The sequence below is a fragment of the Citrobacter sp. EC_71 genome, assembly GCF_019584005.1.
In the GTDB taxonomy this organism is placed as follows: Bacteria; Pseudomonadota; Gammaproteobacteria; order Enterobacterales; family Enterobacteriaceae; genus Citrobacter; species Citrobacter werkmanii.
On the sequence record NZ_VDAY01000009.1, the window covers coordinates 87,596 to 104,417 of the forward strand.

Sequence of the window (16,822 nt, forward strand, 5' to 3'; positions counted from 1 at the left end):
GGCCTCCGTTATTTACCGCTGAGCGAGTTGTGGATAAGTTCCAACCAGTCAGGCACGGTCAGATGGAAGGATTCGATCATCTTCATGTCGAAGCCGCGGAAGAATCCGCTCAGGACGAACAGCGCGACGATAGCCACCATCATCACTTTCGTCACGTGGTTCCAGCCGCTCTCTTCAACACCTTTGCCGATCAAAATGCCAAGCACCAGACCCGGGACGGCGTTGCCCATAATCAGCTGTGCTGCACCACCGAAAACGGTGGCCCAGAAGCCGGATTTCTTGCCGGCATCAATCGCCGCCAGCCAGAAGATCACTGGCATCACGGTGTTGACCAGCAGGTTAGCCGCGGGCACCAGCACCTTAACGGCAGTAACCTGTAGCGCTTCCGGTACGGATGACGCGGTGAGGTTCAGGAAGGTCACGACAATCATGCCGATAACACCGCAGGCGATCGCCATGCGCTTAGGATCGTGCAGCGTTTCACCAACGTTGCGATTTTTGATCATCAGCGCGGCGGCCCCCCAGTTGGGGATAATGCGATGGTCGACGTCCTGCGTGAACGCCCCTGCGGCAACGGAAGAAGCCCAGGCGTTAAAGAAAAAGCCCAGGCCGAACGAGAAGTGAGAAGCCGGATCCCCTTCACAGGAATTCAGTTCTCCCAGAGTACGAAACGCGCCCATCCCTTGAGTTGTCGGCGCATGAAACATGCGTGCAGCCCCAGCGCCGACACCGACGCCAACCAGGCCGCCGATGATGAGCGATTTTATTAATATTATCAGGAACATAATTATGCCTTTTAATAAAGAATCAGCGTTGCGTAACGAAATCCACCTTGTTGAGATTGATGGCAGTCACGTTGACGGTCACGTCCAGCTCCACGCTGAAGGTGCGTCTTTCCCGGCGCAGGAAGAGGAACAAAAACACCTCTTTGCGCACCGTTTCACGCGCTTGAACAACCTGCACATCCCGTGGCTCAATACGCAGTAAGATATGCGGGGACGCTTTCATCACCGCAGCCTGAACGTGGTTCAGAGCATCGGCAAAGGCGCGCGCTTTGGCCTCCCCCTTGCCCGTGACTCTCACCGTGGTGGTGAATTGCTCTTTCATGCTTAAGCGCCGTATTTCTTTTGCCACGCCTGTACCAGGCGCTCACCGAGTTCTTCTTTGTCCATAAAACCGAATCCCAGCACGTTGCAGCCTTCATTGATGGCGGTTACCCCTTCATCGACCGAGCGCATACCATATTTCGCCTTGTAGCCATATTTGGTTTGCGCGGTAATCGCGCCCGCCCCGCCGCTGCCGCAAAACGAGATCCCAAAAGTGGCGTTTTCCGCTTTCATGACATCGCCCAGCTTCATATCTGCCGCCACACCCGGCACCACGACCGCTCGGCCACCCGCTTTCTCAACGCCTGCCGCCACTTTCTGGCCTTTACCCAGACGATCGCCAATCACTACGGTAATTTGTTCCATCTTTTGCTCCTTACAGGTTGTCTTTCGCGACTTCGAAGTGCACCGACAGCAGCCAGGCCTCTTCCTCAGGAAGATTGCCAAACTCAGCGACCACGTCGCGGGCAAGCGCCATTGATTCGGCAGATATTTCATCAAACAAGCTGGCATCGACTTCTGGTAAGGGTTCACCCGTTACCGAGCGGTGCGCCATCGCGCGAACATGCGACGTAAGCATCTGTTCCTGTACAGCGTTGGGAATAATGTGGCGTTCACGCAGCAAGGCATACACTTGCGCCAGCATGCGGTCGGCCAGTTCAACCGATTCCCCCATGTCATTCATTACAGCTCCGTTATTCACTCGTCTTACCCCACTAATGGCTCTGAGGGTAAATTAGCGGCGGGGGTTAAAAGTTTGTAGCGAGTTGTTTTCCACTTCGAAGTGGAAAGAGGCGCAGCGATAGTGATCTATGCCGCAGAAAAGGCGATATTTGCGCTTTAGTGGCGGGAAACTGTGACGGGTATCGCAAGAGATGAGCAGAAAAAAACCAGTTCAACAAATGATTTCTCTAACTCTAAAGTTGAAAAAATGTGACGGGGATAGCCTTTGGCGTCTTATCCGACCTACGATTATGCAGGCCGGACAGAGCAGATTAACGGAACTTCTTGTGGTTTTCGTTGCGTGTTTTTTTCAGGTCTTCTGCAACGGCTTTCGCCTCTTTGACTTTACCTTCGTTCGCCAGCTTCAACGCGCCGTCGATCTGACCGATCAGCGTGTCAAAGCCGTGGCGGAAATCCTTCATCTCCGGGCTGTCCGGGGATTTGTTTTCCAGCTTCGGCGGCGTTCCCTTTTGCGCATCCAGCGCGGCTGCACGCATTTTGGTTAACGCGTCTTTCAGCTCAGTCGCATTATCCGTTTTTTCGACGATTTTCAGGTTGTCGTTGAGGATCCCCATATCGTCATCAAGATCGGCCGCAAACGCAGAAGAACCAAGAACCAGCGTTGAAGCTGCGACGATCGCTAACAGGTGTTTACGCATTGCTCACTTCCTTTTTTATTATTCAAAAATAAACAAACGCCAGATACCCTCAATAATTCACGCCACAGCTTGAAGTATGACGGGTATTATTGCCCGGCGATCTTCATCTCCGGCAACAGGACCGAACCACACTGAATATTACTGCGCGTTTCAATATCGTTGCCGACGGTGACGATATTACGCCACATCTCTTTTAAGTTACCGGCGATGGTAATTTCACTCACCGGGTACTGAATTTCGCCGTTTTCGACCCAGAAGCCCGCCGCGCCGCGCGAGTAATCGCCGGTAATGCCGCTTACGCCCTGCCCCATCAGCTCAGTCACCACCAGACCCGTGCCCATCTCTTTGAGCATCTGCTCGAAGCTTAGACCTTGTCCAGGAATACGCCAGTTGTGAATCCCGCCCGCATGACCGGTGCTCTTCAGCCCCAGCTTACGGGCAGAGTAGTTGGTCAGCAGCCACTGGGTCAAAATGCCGTCTTTAATAATGTCACGGCGCTCTGTGCGTACGCCTTCGCTGTCAAATGGCGAGGAGGCCAGTCCTTTCAGCAGATGTGGATGCTCTTCAATGGTCAACCATTCCGGCAGAATTTGTTTGCCCAGCGAGTCCAGCAGGAAGGTAGATTTGCGATATACGGAGCCACCAGCAATCGCGCCGACCAGGTGTCCGAACAGTCCGGTCGCCACTTCATTGGCGAAAATGACCGGCGCTTTCATGGTGGAAAGCTTACGCGGAGACAGGCGAGATAAGGTACGGCGCGCGCAGTCTGCCCCTACCCATTCCGGCGTTTGCAGATCGCCCATCGCCCGGCCAATGGTGTAAGCGTAATCACGCTCCATATCGCCATTTTCTTCCGCGATCACGCAGCTGGAAAGGGAATGACGCGTGGAGCAGTAGCCCTGCAGCATGCCATGGCTGTTGCCAAACACTTTGATGCCATAGTGGCTGTTAAAGCTGCCGCCTTCGGTATTGGTGATACGCTTATCAGCCTGCAGCGCCGCCTGTTCAGCACGAGCAGCCAGTTCGATGGCTTCGTCAGGGGAAACGTCCGCAGGGTGGAACAGGTCCAAATCGGGCGCATCAAAGGCCAGCAGTTCTTTATCTGCCACGCCCGCGCACGGATCCGGCGAAGTGTAGCGTGCAATGTCCAGCGCGGCCTGGACGGTACGGGCAATCGCCTGCGGACTTAAATCGGTGGAGGATGCGCTGCCCTTACGGTTCTGGTGATAAACCGTAATCCCCAGCGCGCCATCGCTATTGAATTCTACGTTCTCCACTTCACCATAACGGGTGCTGACGCTAATACCCGTGGTCTTGCTAACAGCGACTTCCGCGCCATCCGACTTACCTGACGCTAATTCCAGAGCCGTCGAGACCGCTTCTTCCAGAATCTTACGCTGCGCTTCAACTTGTGAGATTACTTTCATCGCAAATGCCATAATGTAGAGAGAGTTTCTCTGAAGTCTAACAGAGAACCGTTTTTCAGTGCGCATCTTAACTGGTAACATTAGCCTCTTTTTTTTAGGAGCCTGACATGACTAAGCAGCCCGAAGACTGGCTCGACGACGTTCCCGGTGATGACATCGAAGACGAAGACGATGAAATTATCTGGGTCAGTAAAAGTGAAATAAAACGTGACGCCGAGGAGTTAAAACGCCTGGGTGTGGAACTGGTAGAACTGGGGAAAAACGCGCTGGATAAAATCCCGCTCGACGCGGATTTACGTGCCGCCATTGAGCTGGCCCAGCGCATTAAGATGGAAGGTCGCCGCCGCCAGCTGCAGCTGATTGGCAAAATGTTGCGCCAGCGCGATGTTGATCCTATCCGTCAGGCGCTGGACAAGCTGAAAAACCGCCACAACCAGCAGGTCGTTGTCTTCCATAAGCTGGAGCAACTGCGTGACCGTATGGTTGACGGTAGCGATGAAGCCATCGAAGAAGTGATGAACCTGTGGCCTGATGCCGATCGTCAGCAACTGCGTTCGCTGGTGCGTAACGCCAGGAAAGAAAAAGCGGGCAACAAGCCGCCGAAATCAGCGCGTCAGATTTTCCAGTACCTGCGTGAACTGGCGGAAAACGAGGCCTAATTTCAGGGTAATTGCCGCAAATGACCGCGCCAGCCTGTGGCGCGGTACAGGCAAATCCACGCGTTTTTAACGTCCGAGTAGCTCCCGCTCGATCCGCTCGCGTGTTTCCACCGCCTGAATACTCATTTTTTCAGGGTAACCAAACAGCGACGTGGTGATAATTGCCTCACCGCCCACCTTAAACGTGCGGTTTGCAAAATCCATTTCACGCAACGCCCGGAATAGCGCTTCAAAATCGACCTCACCCTCTCCCAGCCCGATGTGCTGATGAATCGTCGCATTCACGCCTGGCGGATTCATGATGTAGCGGCAGGGGAGCGTGTGGTTGTGCGTATCGGCCAGCAGAACATGCGAAAGATCGGCCCCGGCATAGTTCAGCATCCTTGCGACGTCGCCCTGCCCTTTATCGTAAAAGAAGCCATGCGGTGCGCTGTACAGATAGGTTACGTTATCACTACGCAAAGACTGCACCATGTCGACCGTCTCATCGTTCAGTTCGCAGAAATCCCAAGGGTGAGACTGAATTTCGATTCGAATTTCCTCTCGTTCCACGATCGGCAGCAGTTCCTCCATGGAGCGATACCACATCTCTTCACAAATCTCCGGCTCATCCGGCGTCCCGGAAAGCTCGGTATTAATCACCTGTACGCCCATATCAACGGCAATCTCAATCATCCGCTTCCAGTTGGTTACCGCGGCGCGCCGACGCTCTTCATCGGGGCCGGACCAACGATAAACCACAATAAATGATGAGATTTCCACACCGTAGTTCTGCAAGGCGCGTTTATATTCCTGCATTGTATCGCGACCAGCTTTAGGGTGTTTATAAAATGGATTAATACGCGGGTGCGGCGACTGCTCAATATATTTATATCCCCACTCGGAAACCTGCCGTACCATTTGGGTAATGGGTAAATTTTTAATAACATCGACATCAAAAGCAATTTTCATTGTGAATACCACGCTGCGGAAACTGAAAACGGTCACCTGGAAATTAGCTGCTTCATTGCAACAGCAATGACACGCTGTGATTAATTTGTTCCTCTATTTCCGCCTCACTCCAGGAAGCCAACTGGGAAGAAAAAGGTTCAAAAGCGTAAATACCGCGATATCCCATATTTTCCAGACGTTGCACCTGCTGGTAATTCCGCATTACATCCTTTTCGCTCAGCATAATACGCTGCTCATCAGCCAATGCTTCCGTTGGTCGGGTGTCTTCCACACCGGACAAATGCACCAGCCCGATAGCAGAAATATCAATGTGCGACGCAAACTCCTTTTCGGCCTCTTCGTACAGATGATGATGGAAGGTATCCAGCAAAACCTTAAAGGGGGAACCTGCTTCCCGGATCAGTTGCTGGGCCCCGACAGCAGACCGCAACGAACTTATGCGGAATCCCAAAGGTTCAACCAGCCCCTGAATATCATACCGGGCAAAGAGATCGCTCAGTCGTTTTATTGCCTCAACCGTAACCTCCGGCGGCACAATCGTTCCGTCATTCAGCGGACAAAGCACTAATGCCCGCGCGCCGATTCCCTGCGCGTCTCGTAATAATTCTTCCGTTTTTCTTACTACCTCATCGGTCAGTTGGTTGAAGGGATAGACCGCATTAATTGTGACAATTTCAAGTCCACACTTTTCCGCCAGGTTACGCACCTGATTATAATTCAAGGTATCAGTAACGCTGCCGCTTGGCATATCATTACGCAACTCCACTTTATTAAATTCAAGACGCTTAACCAGTCGAAAGAATGCTTCTATGCTTAGGCCCGGTGCAATTTTCCGGTTAATACAAAATCGTGTCTTTTCGATATTCATTATTTTCTCCCTGAACGCATATGAGTGGGTAAATAACCGTAATTCGTTAGTACAATTTAACGTAGGGTGAAAAAACCGGCTTTATCAATCTTGATAAAAACCGGTTTAATTTAGTGATGAACATCACAGGCTATAAGGGATTTTTGAAGAATATTTGAAACTATTTCTCGCCAGGCACTTTAAGAAATTGCACCAGGATGCCGCTGAATAAATAGAGCCCCGCCATAGTATACATCACCACGCCGGTGCCGAACCCTGCCAGCACGGAGACCAGCGCTGGCCCAACAAAATTCCCCAGGCCGGAGCCAAAGTTCACGGCCGAGTTCGCTGCCCCCTTCTTATCCGGCGCCATCATCGGCACCAGCGGCGTCATTGGCACAAAGCCAGCCAGCCCGGCTCCCCACAAACACATCGCCAGCATAAAGGCGACATAGTTATGTCCCCATATCATCGGCACCCAGTAAACAATCAGCGTAGCAACACCGGTCAGGATGCTGCCAAAAATCTGGATAGTTCGGCGAAAACCAATTTTATCGCCCATCCAGCCAAAGATAATGTTGAAGACCTGGTTAGAGATAAAGGTAATCCCCCAAATACTCGCCCACTCCTCAAGCGTAAAATGCTTATCCAGCAAAAACAGAGGTAATACGACAACAAAACCATAGGTGCCAAGACCGTTAATGGTTTTGACAATCACCGCCAGACCGATCCGGGGCCGTTCATACATAATAGAGATACCTGCAGATAACTCTTTGAAGACCGGTGTCGTTCGCGGCTTCAGAATGAATTCATTGCGTTCCAGCACCAGCATGAAGAGAACCCCCAACAGCGCAACGCCCATCCCGGCCCACATCACGTTGATGTGCCCTAGCGCAGGAATTAACGACGCCGCCACCACCGGCCCAATGATGGTAAAACCAAGGTTATAGACCACCCAAAACAGCGAGGTGCCGATCCCTTGCTGGTGATTATCCAACTGGATGGTCAGGCGTACCAGGAAGGAGTAACAGACCAGCGGATACCCCACGCCACGCAGCATATAGGTAACGAGAATTGCGCCAAAATCATGGCTGGGTAGCGCAAAGTTCAGAAACGCGACGGAAGCCAGAAGATAGACGATAAAACCAGCAATCATCACCTTTTTAGGACCAAAAACGTCCACACAGACGCCGGATAGCCAGGAGGTAATCGCGACCACAATCCCATATCCGGCAAAAATCTGCCCGATATGCGCCTGATCAAATCCCTGCGTATTTAACCAGGCTGATAACCAGCTGTTCTCGATACAGCCGCCCAACATAAATAAAAATGTTCCCAGGTAGCTCCAGATAAACTTACCTGGTTTTATATAAAATGTCTGGGGCAGCGTTGCCTGCATTTCTTTCATTTTATTACCCTCGGTATAGAAAAGCTCTCACACTTTTCAGTGCGAGAGTTCATTCTTTATTAATAGATGCAGTTAAAGATAAATATCGCTTGCTATTTTCACCGGCAGCCCGCTTTTTAATGATTGCTGCGCGGCAATAGCGATACGCTGGGCCAATAATGCGTCTTCGCCGGTACAGACAACCGGCATATGATGTAGGACTGAATCAATAAAGTGTAATATTTCCGTTCGGTAAGCTTCTCGATAACGGACCGTGAAATCAGGAAGGGGATTTTTCATTACGCAGTGCTGGCTATTGAAAACTTTCACCGTCGATTCACTAACGTTATCGGCATACGCCATCCCTTCTGAGCCAAAAACCTCCACCCGTTGGTCATAGCCATATACTGCCCGACGGCTGTTATCAATGAGCGCGTAGCCGCCGTTTCTGAAAGTCAGCATCACCGCAAGAGTATCAACATCATCAATATTTTTCAGGCTGGGATCAATCAGCGTATTGCCCTTAACATAGACTTCGCTGACTTCATCCTGCATCATAAAACGAGCCATATCAAAATCATGCATGGTGAAGTCAAAAATCAGACCGCCAATACGTTTGATCAGATCATGGGGTAGCAGGTCCGGATCGCGGGAGGTAATTTTTATCATCTGGGGCCGACCAATCTTGCCGCTGCGCACCAGCTCAAAGACCTCGTGAAACTGAGGATCAAAACGGCGGTTAAAGGCAACTTGCAGCGTCACCCCCTTCTCTTTCACTTTTCTCAGCACCGCCATTGAGGCCTGCTCATCTTCATTCATGCTGAGCGGTTTTTCACAAAAAATGTGCTTCCCCGCCTGTGCTGCCGCCATGACGATCTCTTCGTGCATATCCGTTGAGGTGAAAATAAAAACTGCCTCTATATCATCACGCTGTAAAAGTTCCTGATAATTTTTATATCCTGAAGTTATATTTACCGAATAAAGCCAATCGCTCATCTCCTCAATAAAATAATCGGCGGCGCAGATAATATCTAATTGAGGCAGTAAATACATATTCTCAACATGCATTTTACCTACCCGACCGAGGCCAATAACACCACATCGAAGCTTTTTCATTCATACCTCTTAATCTTATGAATAGTAAATTTAAAACCGCAAAAGAAAAGCATCCGTAATTCTGCGAAAAACGGATCGTTTTATTTTGCCGTTCTGAAAAGCAATCAATGCGTTGGCACTGCATCGTTCAGGTTGCAGAACAATAACCACACGTCTGCAACCTGAACGACGACAAGTTAATCAGTACTGCCGGGCCTGTCCGATATGTTCCTCGAGCATACTCGCTACTGCCTGGATGCGTTCGCTACGGGATACCTGCGCCCCGCCAACGCGCCACCAGCTCAGGTATTTATGCACCATCGTTTTGGGAAGCACTTTTATGTCTATCAGCGTGCTCACGGTCTGTTTGCGAGCATCTTCCAACGCTTCATGCAGTTGTCCAATGGTGGTGACACGATAGCTTTTACAGCCATACCCTTCAGCGATGCGAGCGAAATCGACCGGGATAAACCCGCCTTCCTGACGACCGCTCTCCTGCTGATGGAAACGGAACTCAGTGAAGTAGCTGTCCATACCGTGTTCCATTTGCAGATTATTGATACAACCGTTGGTCATGTTATCGAGCAAAATGACGGTAATCTTTTTCCCCATCTGGACGGAAGTGACCAACTCAGAGTGCAACATCATGAACGAGCCGTCGCCCACGAAGCTGTACACCTCGCGCTCTGGCTGCGCCAGTTTGGCCCCCAATGCCGCATTGACTTCGTAGCCCATACAGGAGTAGCCGTACTCAACGTGGTAATCATTCTCGCCGCGGCTTTGCCAGACACGCTGGAGGTCACCCGGCAGGCTGCCCGCCGCCGCCACCACCAGCGCGTTTTCCGGCAGCATCCGGTTAAGCACGCCCAGCACGCGCGTCTGGGTCAACCACGACCGCGTAATCTCATTAAACTCTTCAAACACCTTTTGAGTATCCATGTGATCCTCAATTTCAGGTTTGAAGTCCTCTCCGCTATATTCCACAGCATAGACGCGCTCAACTTCCGCCATATATTGCGAGCGGACGCGGTGAATAGTCTCTCCCCATTGCGAGGCATAATGCTCCCGGGCCAGCCGTTCGCTTAGCTGCGTCAGGGCGACGCGCGCGTCACCCTGCATCTGTATGCCATCCAGCTTGAAGACATCAAAGCGGCTAACGTTGATATTCAAATAGCGCACCTCGGGATTCTGGAAGATCCACTTTGAGGAGGTGGTGAAATCGGTATAGCGCGTCCCCACACCGATAATCAAATCGGCCTCCTGCGCCAGTAGATTCGCCGCCAGTGAACCAGTTTCGCCAATTCCACCGACGTTCAGCGGATGTGCAGAACTGAGCGCTCCCTTGCCGGCCTGGGTTTCAGCAATCGGCAGATGACAGCGTTCGGCAAATCTCAGCAGCGCCTCTTCAGCCTGCGAATACTTCACGCCCCCGCCACAAACGATCAGCGGCCGCTGGTGGCGGCGAATCAGCGCAACTGCCTCGTTCAGCATCGGCTCCGTCGGTGCGTGACGCTCAAGACGATAGACCCGGCGAGCGAAAAAATAGTCCGGATAATCCCAGGCTTCACCCTGCACATCCTGTGGCAGACAAAGCGTCACGGCCCCCGTATCTGCCGGATCGGTTAATACCCGCATCGCGCTGATACAGGCGCTCATTAGCTGTTCCGGACGCGTAATGCGATCCCAGTAGCGGCTAACTGCGCGGAAAGCATCATTGGTGCTCAGCGTCAGATCGTGTTCTTGTTCAACCTGTTGCAAAACCGGGTCGGGCTGACGCGATGCGTACACATCGCCCGGCAGCAAAAGCAGTGGAATACGGTTAGCCGTCGCGGTCGCCGCTGCGGTGATCATATTGGCGGCCCCCGGCCCCACTGAGGAGGTGCAGGCATAAATCTGATGGCGTCGCATCTGACGGGCAAATCCCGTCGCGATATGCGCCATTCCCTGTTCGTTACGCCCTTGATGAACGCTAAGTTGGCCACAGTCCTCTTCCAGCGCTTGCCCCAATCCGACGACGTTCCCGTGGCCAAAAATGGCGAAAATCCCTTTTACAAATTTGATTTCGCTGCCGTCTACGTCGATGTACTGATTATCAAGAAAGCGCACCAAAGCCTGCGCCATGGTCAACCTGATTGTTTTCATGTACCCCACCTGCTTTTATCAACCGTTCGGCTGTCGTTGCCTGCTTATGCATCGCTTCAGCCCCAAAAACACAGAGACTTATCATAGGATCAAAATTTCCGTCCTCACGATTATATGGAATTTATATTTCATTTATGGGAAGGAGATCAAAAAACGGTTAAAAAATTTCGTCATTTAGTCGTATTTCTTATGAAAATGAAATTTATCTTCCACATGATCCTTAAAGACATTAAAACACTAAAAATCAATTAGTTAAAACAAAATTCACAACAAATACCAATTCATAAACGTCGCCACAAAATGCCATTTCTGTGATCTTGTTCAAACAATAAATGAAAACGTTATTTCCATTTTTATTGAAAATGAAATCATCAAACCTTAGTATGAGAAAAAATAACGCCGTCTTCTGTTAGGGGATATGTCAATGAATAAAGCAGTCAGTAGTGAGCAAAAGCCGCTGGACGTTATCTGTCTGGGACGAGTCGCCGTTGATTTGTATGGTCAACAAATCGGGGCGCGGCTGGAGGATATGACGACTTTCGCTAAATATTTAGGTGGCTCGTCAGGCAATGTTGCCTACGGCACGGCCATTCAGGGATTACGTTCCGCTATGCTGGCCCGCGTCGGCGATGAGCATATGGGACGTTTCGTTCGTGAAGAATTAAACCGCGTTGGTGTGGATACACAGTGCCTGCTGTCGGATCGCGATCGTCTGACCGCGCTGGTGATCCTCGGCATTAAAGATCAGGACACCTTTCCTCTGATCTTCTACCGCGATAACTGCGCGGATATGGCGCTCACACCCGAGGATATCCGCGAAGATTTCATCGCCTCTTCACGCGCATTAGCCGTCACCGGCACCCATCTTTCCCACCCCAATACGCGCGCCGCCGTTCTTAAAGCGCTGGAGTATGCGCAAAAACACGGGCTGCGGCGGGCGCTGGATATCGACTATCGCCCCGTGCTGTGGGGTCTGACGTCGCTAGGAGACGGTGAAACGCGTTTTATCGCCTCATCACAGGTAACCGAACAGCTCCAGCAGGTATTGCACCATTTCGATCTGATCGTTGGGACCGAAGAAGAATTCCATATCGCTGGCGGCAGTACCGACACGCTGACCGCCCTGCGGCGCGTCCGTCAGTTGACCCCGGCCGTACTGGTGTGCAAACGCGGCGCGCTGGGTTGTTCAGTATTTGAAGGCAACATCGCCAATGACTGGTCGCAGGTGAAGATGCATAACGGCGTTCGCGTAGACGTTCTGAACGTTCTGGGCGCGGGCGATGCCTTTATGTCAGGACTGCTGCGGGGATACCTGAACGATGAAAGCTGGGAGCAGGCCTGCCGTTATGCTAACGCCTGCGGCGCGTTAGTGGTATCGCGCCACGGTTGTGCCCCCGCCATGCCAACCAAAAAAGAGCTGGACGACTACCTCGCGCGTGAACAATCCATCACCCGGCCAGACAAAGACCAGCGGCTGAATCATCTTCATCGGGTCACAACCCGTAAACAGCACTGGCCGGAGCTGTGCGTATTCGCCTTTGACCATCGCAAGCAACTGGTGGATATCGCAAATGAAGTCGGCGCCAGTGAATCCGCGATCCCCTCCCTGAAGATGCTACTGTTGGAAGGGGCGCGTCAGGCGGCGCTAGAGGCAGGTTTACAGAATAATAGCGGCATCCTTGCCGATACTACCTTTGGTCAGCAGGCGCTTAACGACGTGACCGGCCAGGGATGGTGGATTGGCCGACCGGTTGAGATGCCCGGTTCGTATCCGCTGAAGCTGGAACATGGTGATATTGGCTCTCAGCTTGTCAGTTGGCCGCAAGAGCACGTCGTGAAATGCCTGGTCTTCTATCATCCACTCGATGCAGAGTCGGTACGTCTTGCGCAAGAGTCGCTCATTGACGAGGTTTACCGCGCCTGCTGCCAGTCTGGTCACGATCTGCTGCTGGAAGTCATCTTGCCACGCGATGCGGCAGACCAAAATGAGCAATACTATCCCCAGATTGTGGAACGTTTTTATCAACTGGGGATCCTGCCGGACTGGTGGAAACTACCACCGTTAAGCCCTGCTCGTTGGCGAGAAATCAGCCAGCACATTGAGCATTATGACCCCGAATGTCGCGGCATATTGATACTTGGCCTGGATGCACCGGAAAGCGAGCTGAAGTCAGGATTCGCCGCAGCAGCGGATATGCCCTGGGTGAAAGGTTTCGCCGTCGGCCGGACCATCTTTGGCGAACCGTCACGTCAGTGGTTAAGCGGTCAGCTTAACGATGAACAACTTATCACAACAGTGAAACAAAAATACCGCATGCTTATCGACTACTGGCGCGAATACCGCCCGGCACGTTAATGCCTGCCTCATCACGCCCCGTATCTGCATCAAGCAAGGGGCGTGTTCAAGGACGATTCCATGCCAGCCCTCAAACAACATTCCACATCGATCACGCTGTTTCGCATCAGCGCCGCGATGTTCCTCAACTATCTGACTATTGGCATCCCGCTAGTCATGCTACCGCTATACGTTCAGCAGCAGTTGCATCTGAGCGATCTGTTGATCGGTATCGCGGTAGGCAGCCAGTTTATCGCCACCTTGTTTACCCGGGGCGCCGCGGGTCGAAAAGCCGACACGTCAGGCGGGCGCCGGACGGTTATCACCGGTCAGTTCTACTGCGCCGCATCAGGTCTGCTGATGCTGGTCAGTCTGAGCGCTCACCCGGTTCCACTGCTCGCATGGGCCATACTGATTGTTGGTCGTGTGCTGCTGGGAATCGGTGAAAGTTTCATTTTGACCGGTAATTTAACCTGGGGGATGTGGCTGGCGGGCCCGACCCACGCGGGTCAGGTTATTTCATGGAACGGCATGGCGACATACGGTGCGCTGGCTATCGGCGCGCCGCTGGGGTTGTCGCTTTACGCCTGGGCCGGCCTGGCGCTTCCGGCGGTCCTCGTCGTGATGTTACCGATCATCGCCAGTGGAGTCATCTATGGCATTCCGGGGAATATCCCAACAGCCCGTCCCCGCGTTCCAGTGCTACGGGTAGTTGGCCTGGTGTGGCGTCCCGGAACAGGGCTTGTGCTCCAGGGCATTGGTTTTGCTACCCTCAGCGCGTTTACCGCACTCTGGTTCAACGAGCGTCACTGGGATAACACCGGTTTTGCGATGACGCTGTTTGGCATTGCGTTTATCGCTATCCGCTTTTTCTGCGCCAAATTTCCCGACCGTTACGGCGGTGCTACGGTCGCAACCTTTTCACTACTGATAGAGGGGACCGGACTGGCGGTAATGTGGGCCGCTCCATCAGCAGGTGCTGCGCTGATTGGCGCGGCAATTACCGGCTGCGGCTGTTCGCTGATGTTCCCGTCGCTGGGCGTAGAGGTTGTGCGCAGAGTGCCACCGGAGATTCGTGGTACGGCCCTCGGCGTCTGGTCAGCATTTCAGGATCTGGCCTACGGATTTACCGGACCAATAGCGGGCCTGCTGACGCCGTTCATCGGCTATCAGCAGGTCTTTCTTCTGGCCGCGGCCTGCGCGTTGCTGGGCGCGGCGGTTGTCCATCTCCTGCTGCGGCAACATTAAGCCGTTAAGAAGGGGCGAGTTTTTTCCGCCCCTATCGCAAAAACTTCGCTGGCCGCCATCTGCCAGTAGCCAGGGTTAAACAGTTCCAGCGAACAGATCCCCTCATAGCCCTTCTGCACTAGCTCATGCGTGATCTCATGCAGTGGGATCACGCCGTTGCCAGGAAACAGACGATGGCAATGATCCAGCGTTGCCAGCGGCAGATTATCGGCGTCATCAATGTGGTAAACGAAGATCTTTTCCACAGGGATCTGGCGAAGCGTGGTCAGATCTCTCCATTGATCGTGCAGGTAAAGATTAAAGGCATCGACGACCAGCCCGACGTTACTGCGATCGACCGCATCTACGATCTCCATCGCCATGGCAAGACTACGCACACAGCATCCTGCGGAACCGATCGGCTCAAAGGCTAGCCGCATCTGGCTTTCTTCCGCCACAGCCGCCATCTCGCGCAGACGCTTCACTGAATCTTTCACCGTTTCCCCTACCGGAAAATTTTCCCCCTGACTAATGGTGGGTACCACAACCAGACAATCACCACCCACCACTGAGCCAGCATGGCAGGCGAAAGCCAACTGCCGCCGTTTCTCCGCCCAGCTTTCGCGATCACAAAACGTAATGTCTTCAAGCGAATTGTAGCCCCAGGGCTTAAGGTGGCCGACGGCAAAAATGTCTACCAGCTCGCTTAACGTATGTTTCTGCAACCACTCCTGCAACATATCCAGACGGATTTCAATGTAGTCATAGCCAAAACGTTCTGCCAACACAACATCCTGTGCCAGCGTGGAGTTTCGCATACAGGTCGCTTCATTAAATCCCAGCTTCATCATTCAGATCGACTCCTGCCGCCATAGCAACGTACTGGCGCCTGACGGCGGCAGCGCTAATGCAATCTCTTTATCGCCATCCAGCACCCGGCAACACCTTTCCTGCACATCACGGTTATACACCACCAGCACACGCTCGCCGTCGGGATTCACAAATCCCACCTCTTCCAGAAGGTTATCGTAACTTGAAGAAAGCATGACCTTCGCCCCCGGACGCACATAGCGGCAGAAGTGGCCAATACCATACCAGGAGTGATTACGCAGCAACACATCGTTTTGCGCATCGTATTGAATGGGCGCTTCACACAGATTACCTTGGTGATTCGGCCCGCCCTCACTGTTCAACAGTAGATTCCAGTCGATAAACCCACTACAACCCGATTTGAAATTACCAATCATGTCATGGAGATAGGTATGCCAGTGGCGAATCTGGCTACCGTCATCGCTCTCCATTGGCACACAGCCTTCGGAAAAAAGTAGTTTTTTATCTGGCAGGCACTGGGCCAGATACTGTATTTGCGAAAAATGGTCGCCGGTATACCAGTGGAATGCCAGCCCGTTAATTCCCTGATAATTATCTTCGTCAGCAAAGGCGCGTTCAGCCCAGTCCACCAGGCCATCTTTATCGTGATCCCAGATATAAATCTCCATCTCATCCATACCCTGCTGGGCAAGGCGCGGACGCAGATACTGCACGGCAAAGGCTGTCTCCTCTTCCACGCTATACAGACAGGAGTCCCAGGTTTTTACCGCCACCGGCTCATTCTGTACGGAGAGCGCCTGCACATTAATGCCGTGGCGGCGGTATTCCAGCAGGTAGTTGATAATGATATCGGCCCAGTCGGCGTAACATTCACGCCGCAGCTTGCCGCCACCGTTCATATCGTTATTAGTTTTCATAAACGCCGGCGGGCTCCACGGCGAAGCCATCAGCTTCATTCGTGGATTTAACCGCAACGCTCCGGAAATCAGCGGCATTAAATGCGCTTCATCGCGGGAAAAGGAGAGTCGTCCATGCCGCAGGTCAGCACTGGAATCGACATACGCGTAATTGCCCAGGGAAAAATCACAGCTCTGAATTGGCATCCGTGCCAGAGTATAATTATGTTCCTGAGCAGAAAAATAAAGGGAAAGAAATTGCGCCTTCGTCTTTTCGCTCATGCTGTTGAATACCACACCCGCACCTTCGGTAAAGCTGCCGCCGAATCCGTCAATCTGCTGTAACGTGTGTCGCGGTAAGACGCAGATTAATTCACTGCAATCACGCTGACGATGCGAAAAAGAGACCGCGCGCTCAACCAGGAATTGCTGACGATACGGATCGGAAGAGATGAGTCTGCCTTTCATAGGGGAGTTCCGGATAAAAGAAGATAATAAATTGTGATATGCCGGATAAGACGCTTAAGCATCGCTATC

Annotated in this window: 16 protein-coding genes; 3 read left to right on the forward strand and 13 right to left on the reverse strand. The window is 52.4% G+C overall.

What is annotated here, in order from left to right:
• Positions 1-8: 8 nt before the first annotated feature.
• The 6 genes from FHD02_RS12030 to pmbA form a co-directional block, all read right to left on the reverse strand.
• The gene (locus FHD02_RS12030; RefSeq protein WP_006686375.1) at positions 9-785 is read right to left on the reverse strand and encodes a DUF4311 domain-containing protein; all 777 of its coding nucleotides are present in this window, start codon (positions 783-785) and stop codon (positions 9-11) included.
• Between the two features lie 22 nt (positions 786-807).
• On the reverse strand, positions 808-1,107 hold the full coding sequence (locus FHD02_RS12035; RefSeq protein ID WP_220393900.1) for a DUF4312 family protein: 300 nt from the start codon (positions 1,105-1,107) through the stop codon (positions 808-810).
• A gap of 2 nt (positions 1,108-1,109) precedes the next feature.
• Positions 1,110-1,472, reverse strand: a complete 363-nt coding sequence (locus tag FHD02_RS12040) for an SFCGS family glycine-rich protein (protein ID WP_008786042.1) — start codon at positions 1,470-1,472, stop codon at positions 1,110-1,112.
• 10 nt (positions 1,473-1,482) lie between these two features.
• Positions 1,483-1,791, reverse strand: a complete 309-nt coding sequence (locus FHD02_RS12045) for a PRD domain-containing protein (protein ID WP_016151467.1) — start codon at positions 1,789-1,791, stop codon at positions 1,483-1,485.
• 310 nt (positions 1,792-2,101) lie between these two features.
• Positions 2,102-2,488, reverse strand: coding sequence for a cytochrome b562 (gene cybC, locus FHD02_RS12050; RefSeq protein ID WP_042312743.1), 387 nt, complete (start codon positions 2,486-2,488; stop codon positions 2,102-2,104).
• Positions 2,489-2,574: 86 nt separating this feature from the next.
• Positions 2,575-3,927, reverse strand: a complete 1,353-nt coding sequence (gene pmbA, locus FHD02_RS12055; RefSeq protein WP_038636641.1) for a metalloprotease PmbA — start codon at positions 3,925-3,927, stop codon at positions 2,575-2,577.
• A 95-nt stretch (positions 3,928-4,022) separates the two neighbouring features.
• Here pmbA and yjgA point away from each other — a divergent pair, with 95 nt between their 5' ends.
• Entirely contained in the window at positions 4,023-4,574 is a 552-nt protein-coding gene (gene yjgA, locus FHD02_RS12060) for a ribosome biogenesis factor YjgA (RefSeq protein WP_038636638.1), read from the forward strand.
• Between the two features lie 66 nt (positions 4,575-4,640).
• On the opposite strand, the gene iolH is transcribed toward yjgA, so the two are convergent.
• The 5 genes from iolH to iolD form a co-directional block, all read right to left on the reverse strand.
• Positions 4,641-5,525 (reverse strand): sugar phosphate isomerase/epimerase IolH, encoded by an 885-nt coding sequence (gene iolH, locus FHD02_RS12065; protein ID WP_137360191.1) that lies wholly within the window; start codon positions 5,523-5,525, stop codon positions 4,641-4,643.
• 52 nt (positions 5,526-5,577) lie between these two features.
• Positions 5,578-6,393 carry a 2-keto-myo-inositol isomerase IolI2 gene (gene iolI2 / locus FHD02_RS12070; protein WP_137360192.1) on the reverse strand — a complete coding sequence of 272 codons (816 nt, stop codon included), beginning with the start codon at positions 6,391-6,393 and terminating at the stop codon, positions 5,578-5,580.
• Positions 6,394-6,553: 160 nt separating this feature from the next.
• Positions 6,554-7,780, reverse strand: a complete 1,227-nt coding sequence (locus FHD02_RS12075; RefSeq protein ID WP_137360193.1) for an MFS transporter — start codon at positions 7,778-7,780, stop codon at positions 6,554-6,556.
• Between the two features lie 72 nt (positions 7,781-7,852).
• Positions 7,853-8,875: a D-chiro-inositol-2-dehydrogenase IolG2 gene (gene iolG2 / locus FHD02_RS12080; protein ID WP_137360194.1), complete on the reverse strand. Its 1,023-nt coding sequence runs from the start codon at positions 8,873-8,875 to the stop codon at positions 7,853-7,855.
• Positions 8,876-9,055: 180 nt separating this feature from the next.
• A complete protein-coding gene (iolD, locus tag FHD02_RS12085) occupies positions 9,056-10,996 on the reverse strand; it encodes a 3D-(3,5/4)-trihydroxycyclohexane-1,2-dione acylhydrolase (decyclizing) (protein WP_137360195.1) in 1,941 nt (646 codons plus the stop codon).
• A gap of 418 nt (positions 10,997-11,414) precedes the next feature.
• Here iolD and iolC point away from each other — a divergent pair, with 418 nt between their 5' ends.
• Positions 11,415-13,352 (forward strand): 5-dehydro-2-deoxygluconokinase, encoded by a 1,938-nt coding sequence (gene iolC / locus FHD02_RS12090; RefSeq protein WP_220393901.1) that lies wholly within the window; start codon positions 11,415-11,417, stop codon positions 13,350-13,352.
• A gap of 60 nt (positions 13,353-13,412) precedes the next feature.
• Complete coding sequence (locus tag FHD02_RS12095; RefSeq protein ID WP_137360197.1) at positions 13,413-14,579, forward strand: MFS transporter; 1,167 nt, start codon at positions 13,413-13,415, stop codon at positions 14,577-14,579.
• Here FHD02_RS12095 and iolI1 read toward each other — a convergent pair.
• Both iolI1 and srfJ read right to left on the reverse strand, forming a co-directional pair.
• Positions 14,576-15,409, reverse strand: a complete 834-nt coding sequence (iolI1, locus tag FHD02_RS12100) for a 2-keto-myo-inositol isomerase IolI1 (RefSeq protein WP_137360198.1) — start codon at positions 15,407-15,409, stop codon at positions 14,576-14,578. The two genes, FHD02_RS12095 and iolI1, sit on opposite strands and share 4 nt — an antisense overlap.
• Complete coding sequence (gene srfJ / locus FHD02_RS12105) at positions 15,410-16,753, reverse strand: lysosomal glucosyl ceramidase-like type III secretion effector SrfJ (RefSeq protein ID WP_137360199.1); 1,344 nt, start codon at positions 16,751-16,753, stop codon at positions 15,410-15,412.
• Between the last annotated feature and the right edge of the window lie 69 nt (positions 16,754-16,822).

Bases quoted from the DNA above. Each gene is read 5' to 3' on its own strand.
- cybC (WP_042312743.1), bottom strand. From the start codon at position 2,488: ATGCGTAAACACCTGTTAGCGATCGTCGCAGCTTCAACGCTGGTTCTT.
- FHD02_RS12075 (WP_137360193.1), bottom strand. From the start codon at position 7,780: ATGAAAGAAATGCAGGCAACGCTGCCCCAGACATTTTATATAAAACCA.
- iolG2 (WP_137360194.1), bottom strand. From the start codon at position 8,875: ATGAAAAAGCTTCGATGTGGTGTTATTGGCCTCGGTCGGGTAGGTAAA.
- FHD02_RS12040 (WP_008786042.1), bottom strand. From the start codon at position 1,472: ATGGAACAAATTACCGTAGTGATTGGCGATCGTCTGGGTAAAGGCCAG.
- iolI1 (WP_137360198.1), bottom strand. From the start codon at position 15,409: ATGATGAAGCTGGGATTTAATGAAGCGACCTGTATGCGAAACTCCACG.
- iolD (WP_137360195.1), bottom strand. From the start codon at position 10,996: ATGAAAACAATCAGGTTGACCATGGCGCAGGCTTTGGTGCGCTTTCTT.
- yjgA (WP_038636638.1), top strand. From the start codon at position 4,023: ATGACTAAGCAGCCCGAAGACTGGCTCGACGACGTTCCCGGTGATGAC.
- srfJ (WP_137360199.1), bottom strand. From the start codon at position 16,753: ATGAAAGGCAGACTCATCTCTTCCGATCCGTATCGTCAGCAATTCCTG.
- FHD02_RS12045 (WP_016151467.1), bottom strand. From the start codon at position 1,791: ATGAATGACATGGGGGAATCGGTTGAACTGGCCGACCGCATGCTGGCG.
- iolC (WP_220393901.1), top strand. From the start codon at position 11,415: ATGTCAATGAATAAAGCAGTCAGTAGTGAGCAAAAGCCGCTGGACGTT.
- pmbA (WP_038636641.1), bottom strand. From the start codon at position 3,927: ATGGCATTTGCGATGAAAGTAATCTCACAAGTTGAAGCGCAGCGTAAG.
- iolH (WP_137360191.1), bottom strand. From the start codon at position 5,525: ATGAAAATTGCTTTTGATGTCGATGTTATTAAAAATTTACCCATTACC.
- FHD02_RS12030 (WP_006686375.1), bottom strand. From the start codon at position 785: ATGTTCCTGATAATATTAATAAAATCGCTCATCATCGGCGGCCTGGTT.
- iolI2 (WP_137360192.1), bottom strand. From the start codon at position 6,393: ATGAATATCGAAAAGACACGATTTTGTATTAACCGGAAAATTGCACCG.
- FHD02_RS12035 (WP_220393900.1), bottom strand. From the start codon at position 1,107: ATGAAAGAGCAATTCACCACCACGGTGAGAGTCACGGGCAAGGGGGAG.
- FHD02_RS12095 (WP_137360197.1), top strand. From the start codon at position 13,413: ATGCCAGCCCTCAAACAACATTCCACATCGATCACGCTGTTTCGCATC.